Origin of the sequence: Acinetobacter sp. 226 (assembly GCF_048147925.1) — a bacterium.
GTDB lineage: Bacteria > Pseudomonadota > Gammaproteobacteria > Pseudomonadales > Moraxellaceae > Acinetobacter > Acinetobacter pecorum.
Window position 1 is genome coordinate 1 of the sequence record NZ_JAYWYX010000044.1, and the last position, 9,474, is coordinate 9,474.

The 9,474-nt window shown below is 36.0% G+C and carries 11 protein-coding genes; 5 read left to right on the top strand and 6 right to left on the bottom strand.

From position 1 onward, the window contains the following. Window positions 1–441: 441 nt before the first annotated feature. Window positions 442–2,853 carry a membrane-bound PQQ-dependent dehydrogenase, glucose/quinate/shikimate family gene (locus tag VXP95_RS14665; protein WP_032060263.1) on the top strand — a complete coding sequence of 804 codons (2,412 nt, stop codon included), beginning with the start codon at window positions 442–444 and terminating at the stop codon, window positions 2,851–2,853. Between the two features lie 231 nt (window positions 2,854–3,084). Then, on the top strand, window positions 3,085–3,468 hold the full coding sequence (gene tnpA, locus VXP95_RS14670; protein ID WP_024439349.1) for an IS66-like element accessory protein TnpA: 384 nt from the start codon (window positions 3,085–3,087) through the stop codon (window positions 3,466–3,468). A gap of 319 nt (window positions 3,469–3,787) precedes the next feature. On the opposite strand, the gene VXP95_RS14675 is transcribed toward tnpA, so the two are convergent. From VXP95_RS14675 to VXP95_RS14695, 5 genes are all read right to left on the bottom strand, one after another. Continuing rightward, on the bottom strand, window positions 3,788–3,931 hold the full coding sequence (locus VXP95_RS14675; protein WP_001125248.1) for a hypothetical protein: 144 nt from the start codon (window positions 3,929–3,931) through the stop codon (window positions 3,788–3,790). Window positions 3,932–3,943: 12 nt separating this feature from the next. Beyond that, window positions 3,944–4,519, bottom strand: a complete 576-nt coding sequence (locus VXP95_RS14680; protein WP_180070779.1) for a plasmid replication DNA-binding protein — start codon at window positions 4,517–4,519, stop codon at window positions 3,944–3,946. Next, window positions 4,512–5,462, bottom strand: coding sequence for a replication initiation protein RepM (gene repM, locus VXP95_RS14685; RefSeq protein WP_416706420.1), 951 nt, complete (start codon window positions 5,460–5,462; stop codon window positions 4,512–4,514). The genes VXP95_RS14680 and repM overlap by 8 nt, the downstream gene beginning before the upstream one ends. Window positions 5,463–5,643: 181 nt before the next feature. Beyond that, window positions 5,644–5,844, bottom strand: a complete 201-nt coding sequence (locus tag VXP95_RS14690) for a hypothetical protein (protein ID WP_416706421.1) — start codon at window positions 5,842–5,844, stop codon at window positions 5,644–5,646. A gap of 211 nt (window positions 5,845–6,055) precedes the next feature. Continuing rightward, window positions 6,056–6,403, bottom strand: a complete 348-nt coding sequence (locus VXP95_RS14695) for a hypothetical protein (RefSeq protein WP_416706422.1) — start codon at window positions 6,401–6,403, stop codon at window positions 6,056–6,058. A 355-nt stretch (window positions 6,404–6,758) separates the two neighbouring features. On the opposite strand from VXP95_RS14695, the gene VXP95_RS14700 reads away from it, so the two are divergent. Continuing rightward, entirely contained in the window at window positions 6,759–7,127 is a 369-nt protein-coding gene (locus VXP95_RS14700; protein ID WP_005166870.1) for a plasmid mobilization protein, read from the top strand. A gap of 164 nt (window positions 7,128–7,291) precedes the next feature. Here VXP95_RS14700 and VXP95_RS14705 read toward each other — a convergent pair whose 3' ends face one another. Next, a complete protein-coding gene (locus tag VXP95_RS14705) occupies window positions 7,292–8,179 on the bottom strand; it encodes a LysR family transcriptional regulator (RefSeq protein ID WP_416706423.1) in 888 nt (295 codons plus the stop codon). 99 nt (window positions 8,180–8,278) lie between these two features. Between VXP95_RS14705 and VXP95_RS14710 the strand changes: the two genes are divergently transcribed. Together VXP95_RS14710 and VXP95_RS14715 are read left to right on the top strand one after the other, a co-directional pair. After that, window positions 8,279–8,665, top strand: coding sequence for a CidA/LrgA family protein (locus VXP95_RS14710; protein WP_416706424.1), 387 nt, complete (start codon window positions 8,279–8,281; stop codon window positions 8,663–8,665). After that, window positions 8,659–9,336, top strand: coding sequence for an LrgB family protein (locus tag VXP95_RS14715; RefSeq protein WP_416706425.1), 678 nt, complete (start codon window positions 8,659–8,661; stop codon window positions 9,334–9,336). Before VXP95_RS14710 ends, VXP95_RS14715 begins: the two co-directional genes overlap by 7 nt. The last annotated feature ends 138 nt before the right edge of the window (window positions 9,337–9,474 follow it).

The window sequence follows — 9,474 nt, forward strand, 5'->3', positions numbered from 1 at the left end:
CATCATAAACCAGACATTTTTATTGGTGAGAATATAGACACTTTAAATGGGTTCTAACAAATGCGTTTCGTATAACGCCCATTATGTTAAATGGAATTAGTTTTAGTAATTTTAAAGTCGGATATAAGATGTTTTTTATTCATACATTAGAATATTGACTGAACATATATTTCATATGATATGAAGTAATTCCTAAACCTAAAGCCATGAGCATGGTTAGAGAAGTTAGACCCACCATAGAACAAAATTTATCTATTATAATTCCACCAACCCATGGCATGATCCCAGCCAATAAGTATCCAAAGGACTGGGTTATTCCACTTAGCCGTGTTGCTAATTGAGTACTAGATGCGAACTCAATAGGTAAAATAAGGGCTATAGGAAATAATCCTCCTGTAGCAATGCCTAAGCTAATTACAGCCCACATCAAAGAGACAATATATGAGTACCGAATACACTGCACCTTCTGAAAGGGCAGGATCAAAAGTTTATCGCTTTTTCGTAATACTTCTACATGTGTTAATCGCATTATTCTTAATTATCCAAGGTGGAAAGCTTGTTAGCTTAGGTGGCTCAAGTTATTACCTTATCGCTGGTATTGCCTATCTACTGATTGCTATTTTATATACATTTAGAAAAGTAATCAGCTTATGGCTATCCATTTTAACTTTCATCGCAACAGTTATATGGGCTATTTCCGAAGTACAAGTTTTTGACTTCTGGCAGTATATTCCCCGTCTAGTTGTTCCAACGGTTTTATTTGTACTAAGCTTATGGGCAAGCCGTAGTTTAATAACACTTTCAACAGAAAAAGTGACTTTTGCTAATCGTGTTGGTTTAGTTGGCTTTATTGCTTGTGTTATAGCTTTAATCTCAGCTTTTTTTCCCCATGGAAAAACTCTAAATCAAGTTAATATTGCTCAAGATCGTAATTTAACTAAACCTACAGCAGAAAATCCTGATAATTGGGAATATTTTGGTCGTAGTGGTAGTGGTACCCGCTTTGCCCCTTATACTGACATTACTCCTGATAACGTTAAAAACTTACAAGTTGCATGGACTTACCATACTGGCCGACCAAAAAATATTGGAGTCGATGAAAATACTCCAATTCAAATTGGTAGCACACTGTACTCATGTACTCCAACTAATATTATTACTGCGATTGATGGTGATAGCGGTAAAGCACTTTGGAAATATGATCCAAAAGCAAAAACAGCTGAACACATTACCTGTCGTGGTGTTGGTTACTATGATGCGACTCATGATAAAACGCTTTCAAAAGCAGATTTACAAACTCCTAGTATTCAAGCCTGTCCACAACGAATTTTAACATCTACAGTTGATGGTCGTTTAATTGCATTGAATGCAAAAACTGGTGCTTTATGTCCTCAATTTGGAGTAAATGGCCAAGTTGACCTGTTAAATGACATGGGTCCTACTGAAAAAAGTAAACGCTACCATCCAACCTCTACCCCATTAATCGCAGGGCATGTTGCCATCTTAGGCGGTTGGGTTCGAGACATTACTCATGGTGAACCTTCTGGCGTAGTTCGTGCTTATGATGTACGTACTGGTAAACTAGCCTGGGCTTGGGATGTAGGTAATCCAGAATTATCTGGACAACCTAAAAACGGCTTTACTCTTGAAACCCCAAATATGTGGACAATTCCAACTTACGACAAAGATTTAAATCTAGTATATCTACCTACTGGAAATGGCCCCCCTGATTACTGGGGCGGTGATCGTAATGCAGCAAAAGAAAAATTTGGCTCAGCAGTAGTTGCTGTAGATGCAACGACTGGTAAGACTAAATGGTCATATCAAATTGTTCATCACGACGTTTGGGACTACGATTTACCTTCTCAACCAGTTCTTTACAACGTCACCAATGATAAGGGAGAACAAATTCCTGCCCTTATTCAAACAACAAAAATGGGACAAATTTTTGTATTAGATCGACGTACAGGCCGACCTGTTACTAAAGTTATTGAAAAGCCCGTACCGACTACCGGTCAAGCAGAAGGAGAAAAACTATCTCCGACTCAGCCATATTCTGTAGGTATGCCACAAATTGGTAATGACACTTTACGTGAAAAAGATATGTGGGGTATTTCAACTTTTGATCAACTCAATTGCCGTATTCAGTTTAAAGATTCGGTTTATCAAGGGTTATATACACCACCTAGTGAGAAACCATATATTGAATGGCCAAGTTTATTAGGCGGAATGAATTGGGGGGGTATTTCAATTGATGAATCAACAGGTTTAATGTTCGTCAATGATATGCGTATGCCTTTGCGGATGTCTTTAGTTCGTAAAGAAGATATGGGGAAATACAAAATATCTACCGATGAAGTTCCTGGATTTATGGGAACAGTACGCCCACAATTTGCAGGCCCGTACGCTGGAGTAAAAATTGATATTATGCAATCAGCATTAGGGGTACCTTGTAATCGACCACCTTTCGGTACGATGTCTGCGATTGATTTAAAAACCAAAAAGTTGGTATGGCAAGTACCAATGGGAACAGCTGAACAGCTTGGCCCATTAGGTATTAAATCACATCTCCCAATGCCATTAGGAATGCCAACACTAGGTGGTCCTACTTCAACAGCTTCTGGCTTGGTATTCTTTGCAGGTACGCAAGATTATTATTTACGTGCTTTAGATTCCAAAACTGGTAAAGAAGTATGGAAAGCTAAATTACCCGTTGCAGCTGTTGCAGCACCTCTAATTTACAAATCACCAAAAACAGGTAAGCAATATGTAGTTATTTCTGCAGGGGGTGCGAGCCACTCAAAAGATGTAGGTGACTATATTATTGCGTTTGCTCTTCCTGATCAGAAGTAACCGAAATTAGCCAAGATAGTCGTCTAAATTTTAGAAATCTAATTTTGGCTTAAGGGTAATTTAGAAACCTCTACCTTGTACGAAACACTAAAAAGCTGGCTTGTTATCAAGCCAGCTTTTTAGTGGGCACCACCCTCATAAAACGGTAAGCGTCCGCTGAACACACCTTATGAATTCATCCTATAAGCCTTAATTTAGTCCCCACTTAAAAACAAGTGGGGACTTAAATTTATGACTACAAATAACCAGACATCCATTACATCTCTTGCGAAAAAACGAAGAACATACAGTGCTGAATTTAAACAGCAAATCGTTCAGGCTTGTAAAGCACCGGACGTTTCAATTGCTTCAGTCGCTTTGCAACATGGATTGAATACAAATCTTGTATCCAAATGGATTCGCTTAATTGATGGTAAGCAAGGAAATGATCGCTCATCACTACCAAATAAACCTGCATTTATTCCCTTATCTTGCTCTGCACCATTAGATCCTACTCCTACTGACATGTTAACGGTTCAAATTACTTTACCCCACTCAAGAGCAGAAATTGGCTTGAAATGGCAAGTATCAGAAATATCTGCTTTAGCAGAATTACTCAAGGCACTTGCAACATGATCCGTATCGATGAAATCTGGCTTTCTACCCAACCTCTGGATATGCGAGCAGGGATGGATATCCAATTAATTCTTCATTTCCTTTACCACTTTGGGTTGATATGAGTATGAAAGGAGAAGTAGAAAATTAATTTGTATTATTTCTAAAATTAACATAATACACCTTATACGAAATGCTTGAAATTTCTCTTTAAATATCATTATATTAAAGTAAGCCGTTCTGGACATTAGGGCACCAGAACGGCTTTTTATTGATTATTCATGTTCCACGCTTACTTATTGAGCAAAGTTCCACGGCTTTGATAAGCCCAGGTGAATAATCAGGAAGCTTGGTCTTTTTCTTTTTGGCGTTCATTCAGCTCTTTTTTAAGTGCCTTTTTATCTTGGTACGATGCAATCAGCATGATCGGGATCAGCAGCGGGGCCACAATAATTCCTAGGGCAATGTCTTTCAGTTTCGGCATGATCTCTCTCCCTTAGTCATTATCAAAGACAGCATTCAGCACACGGCCAAATAAGCCACGTTTTTTAGGTTGTGGCACTGCCACATTTTGCAACGTGGCATGCTGTAGCGTTTGGGTGTGGTATGCTGTAGTTTCTTGTTGTGGCACTGCCACATTTTCTACAATATTTAATTCATTATTCTTTTTATTATCATTGTCTTGTTGTGTTGTCGCATGCTGTGGCATATCGGTGTCGCATGCCGTAGCATCTTGTTGTGGCGCTGCCGTGGCGGGTGCAACAGTTTTTAACTCAATAAGCGTCTGCATACGGTCGATTTGCTGCATTAAACGCTCTTCACGTTCTTGGTATTTTTTAACTTCATTTTCTAAATGAATAATGAGTTTTTTTGTAGATTCATCGCTATCTGATGTAGAAGATTCAATTTGTTGAGATGTTTGCTCAGGCTCCCCAAAGCATCTAATCACTTCCGAAAGGTCAAATTGACCATCACTAGAGCGTGATAAACGCCCATTACGTACAGCTCTGTAAATGGTTGACCTATCAATATGAAATTTTTTAGATACTTCACTTAGCGATAACTTAGCCATTTACTGTGTCCTTTTTATTTGATGGCATGTATCCCACTTTTTTTAGGTATGGGGCTAGTTCTTTGATTTTTTCAGAGTCTTGTAGCATCTCAGCAATACGAACAGCAAATTGAGGATAGCTTTCAGTTCCTTGTGAATAGCGACCCATTTCAGGGAGTTCTGAAAGTTTATTTGCAAACGTATGCCGTTGAGCATCGGTCATCTTTGAAAAAAGCTCCAAAGTATTCGGATCTCTTTCTATTGATGGGCTATCCTTCTTCTTCTGTTTAAAGGTAAAAGAAAATCCTGAAATAGAACGTCCTCTTTTATGCTGTTCATATTTTACAGTTATATCCGTATGCTCATTTATTTGTTTAATTGAAAGCTCTAAAACACGCTCTTTTAAATGAGCCATCCGTAAATATTCATTATCAAGAACGCCTAATTTCTTTCTAAATTCTTGTAGTTCTATGGTTGGGGTTTTACCAGCGCTTCGCCACTGAATTAGAAGCTCATATAAGCGAATGGCATAAGCGCTACTAAGACTACTAACTTGCTGTAATTCATATTTAGTAAATTGTTCTTCCAGTCTGGTTATGAAGGGAACAACAGCAGGTGCAAATATTAAGTCTACAGTTGCTTCATTGTCGTTATAAGCAATTTGAGATACCCAACGACTCATAACATTTCGGATATTCCCATTAGCTTTTTTCTCTTGATAGCTAAATTGACGCGCGAATAAATCCTTACAAGCATCTTTTAAGGCTTGATAAGCTGTATTACGGTGCACACCAAATTGATTGATATAACTATCTGCATGAACTTCTAATGGATCATTTGCATTAATCCCTTTCCCACTTTCCCTTGCTTCAACAATAGCCAATAAAATTAAACGTTGTTCTACTAAGTCTAAGTTATAGCTTGCGTTGATTAAGGCATTGTCTTTTACAACTAAATCTCTCATAGCCACTATTTTTTTATTGTGTATAAGTACACGTTAATATTATTTGTGTACTAATGCAAGGTAAACGTAGACATATTGCAAGGTAAACGTGGACATATTGCAAGGTAAACGTGGACATATTGCAAGGTAAACGTGGACATATAAGAGCTAAAACCCTTTATTCATAAGGCTTTCAAGCCATCTAAAAGCATTTAAAAACTTTAAAATAATTAAAAGCCCAAGGAAGGAAAAATTGCCCTTGGTTTTCGCTACGCTCAAACTCTATTGAATCTCGCTTTCGCTCGATTCGTTGGGGCAATTTTTGGCTCAATCCTGGAAGTGATTTAAATACTGGTAAAAGCAAAATCAAAACAATAAGAACAAATGGATTCGCTTCGCTCATAGAGCTTTTTTGCTCGCTACGCTCGATCTAGGATCGAATTTTTATATGTAATTAAAAAGTTTTTAGATTCCAATATCTAAAAGATTGTTTTTCAGAGGGTCTAAGCGCGAATTTCAGCGATTTCACTCGTAGACACTCGTTCTGTATCTTTCATTGTGAATTTGAGCATAGAGCGCAAATGAGAGCGATCTAGAGCAATGTTTAAATAGGGTTAGTAAAAATCTTTTCCCTTTGTATGAGGATCATAAGAAAATTTGGGCTTTCTATTGGTCAATTTTTCTAAATTTCTCTCCGCATTGGTCATTTCTTTCTTTGGTTCAGGATTTGAAGTGATCTCCTGTGTTTCTACTTCTTCTTTTGACGTTATTTCTTTACTTTTCTTTTTATTGAACAAATCCATCTGTAGACAAACTCGTGATAATGACTGATACGAAATGTTTTGGTTTAGTTCGGGAATTTCTGCAAAAATTTCTTTAAGGGTATATGCCTGTTCATGCATTTCCAGGATCTTTTCTTTTGATTGAAGAACGTATCTTTTAGCTAGGTGACGTACAGCCATGATTTGCTCCTACTTCATCATGGATTGTTAATAAATAGGATTATCTAGGATTTTTTAGGAAAAAATAGGAAAAAATGAGAATATTTAGGAAAATTCAGGAATTTTTAGGAATATTCGAGAATAAGTAAGATTTTGGGTTTTTAGCCTGTTTGGATAAGCAGTTTTTAAGAATATTCGAGAAAATTTAGGAATATTTGAGAAAGTGGTTAAGGGAAAAGTAGGCAAGATGTGTAATGTTATATAACATGGCAAGCCTTGGTTATATAAATTACCCGACTTATTCGCTTTCAGCTCAACGTGGCATCTTGTCCTGCGGAGCTTTTGGCATAGCCAAAATGTACTGGAAATAGAAAAAATGACTGAACAGAAAAAGCCGAAACGGATACGCCAAAAAGTAATTCAAGTTGTGGTAACAGAAGCTGAGAAAAAGCAAATTGAAGAAAATGCTGCTCAAGGAAATTTATCAGCTTCTCAATATTTGCGTGATCTAGGATTGGGTTATCAACCTAAAAGTCTGACTGATATAAAAACAATCCAGGAAATTCGCAGCCTAAAATCAGATATGAATAAAGTGGGTGGACTACTGAAAAACTTAATGAATGGAGAACTGACTGATCCGAAAGAGATCCGATCTAAAGTAAATGGGCTGCTGCTGGATTTTTCCAAGAACCAAAATTCCATTGATCTATTCATTTCTAAAGTCAGATCCGCGATCAAGTTTTAAAAAAGTGTAAAGTGTGTCCCCTTGTATAGGGGCGTTAGCCAGCTGTCCCTTCAGAGCTGTATTCAAGTAGCCAATCTAAAAAAGTGTAAGGTGTGTGACCTTGTATAGTGGCCTTAGCCTGATGAATTTCGTATAAGAGATTTTATGTTAAATGTAAGTTAATTTTAAAAACTTATTTCATGACTATATTTGTTTACTAAATCTAACCAAGCCTGTGTTGCATGAGAGGTCTCTAATCCTTTATGCCAAGCCATATGTAATTGCCAAGTCATATCGTCACTATTGAAGTATATTTTTTTTAAGTTATTAAATTTTTTACAATAAATTTCTGGAAGAATAGCTATCCCCATATTTGCATCTACCATTTTTACTATAAAATCCCATTGGCTACTTTTACAGACAATATTAGGTTCAAATCCCGCTTTTTGAGCTTCACTTAATATGATAGGGGTTAAACTGAAATCATCTGTATAAAATATAAAATTCTCATTTTTTAAGTCGTGAAAATTAATTTTCTCGTATTTCGTTAAGTTTGAATCTTGTTTTGTTAATAAGCATAAAGGGGAATTTAATATTTTTATTGAGTACAGATCACTATGGGGATTTCCTAAAACTATTCCTACATCAATTTTTTTATTTACTAAGGCTTCTTCTATTTTTAACGAGCCTACCTCCAAAAAATTTAGCTTAATTTCAGGATAATTTCTATGATATCGAGCAATCAAACGATGTATTAAAATTGCACCCAATGGAGGCAAACCTAGACTCAACTCTCCTGCTTTTAGAGATCTTATATTCTGAATACTGTCTAGCATATCCTCATGTTGCTGTAATATAGATAGGGCATGTTTATAAACATACTCCCCTATAAAGGTCAGTTCAACGTAACGTTTCCTACACCCAGTGATGAATAATTTTTCACCAACTTGTTGTTCTAACTGTTGTATAGATTTACTTATCGTTGGTTGTGTATAGCATAGTTGTTCAGCGGCAGCTGAAAAACTACCCGATTTAACTACTTGTACAAAAATCCTAAGAAGCTTCAGTTCCAAAATAAAAATATTCCTATTATGAATAATGTTTATAGAATTATTCATAATAGGAAAATATTAAAAAGAATACAATTATGTTTATTTGGTAAAGACTTAGCTATGTGGAAACTCACACGATTTTTTTTACAATTTTCCTTGATAATGATTTTTTGGGTATTAGGGTTAGGGGTACAACATCTTTTTCATCTTAAAATTAGCGGTGATATTATAGGTTTAATATTATTGCTAATTTTCTTATTGACCGGTTTTCTAAGGCTACAGTCAGTTGACGTTGCCGGTAAGTTTTTAATTCAGCACTTAGTACTATTTTTTATCCCTTGTGTAGTTGGATTGATTCAATTTAAAGAACTATTTATTTCCTATGGATTTCAGGTAATTGTTACTGTAGTTTTTAGTACTATTTGTGTCCTTATTAGCACTGTATATAGTGTTTATTGGGGGGCGAGACTTGAGGGGCGATTTACTAAGGAAAAAACTAAATGTTAAGTATAATTTTTTTATTACTTACGGTATTTGGCTACATTGTTTTCCTACGTATTTACCATAAATTTCCTAATATGTTATTAGCGCCAGGTATCGCAGTACCACTCACCCTAATTACATTATTGTACGTACTACAGGTTGAATACCAGCAATACATGCAATTTAACCAAGGTTTAGTTTGGATGATCGGGCCAGCTACTGTAGCTTTTGCTCTCCCTATTTATGAATATAAACATATTCTTACTAAACATTTTATTTCTATCAGCTTAGGGATTGTATTTGGTATGTTAAGTGGAGTATTGAGTTCTTACGCCTTAGCTCAGTATTTTTCTTTAGATAAAACACTCACACTTAGTTTAATGACCCGTTCTATTTCAACTCCATTTGCAATGGAACTCGCAAATCAAATTAATGGCTCAATTGAGTTATCTATTTTATTTACTATGCTGACTGGAATTGCGGCAGTTTTACTAGCTAATTTAGTTTTTGGACTAATTAACTTAAAAAATAATGTTGCACAAGGTGCAGCACTAGGGAATGCAGGTCATGGTTTCGGAACGGTAAAAGCTTTTTTGCGTCATACAGATGAAGGAGTAGCAGCATGTTTATGCATGATCTTATCTGGAATATTAATGGTATTTGTTGGTCCTTACTTAATATTGATGCTGATTTAAGGTCTGAATAGCCACCAATTTTGTAGACACTTTATAGTTCTTCTAAAATTAACATAATGCACGTTATACGAAACGCATTTGTTAGAACCCATTTAAAGTGTCTATATTCTCACCAATAAAAATGTCTGGTTTATGATG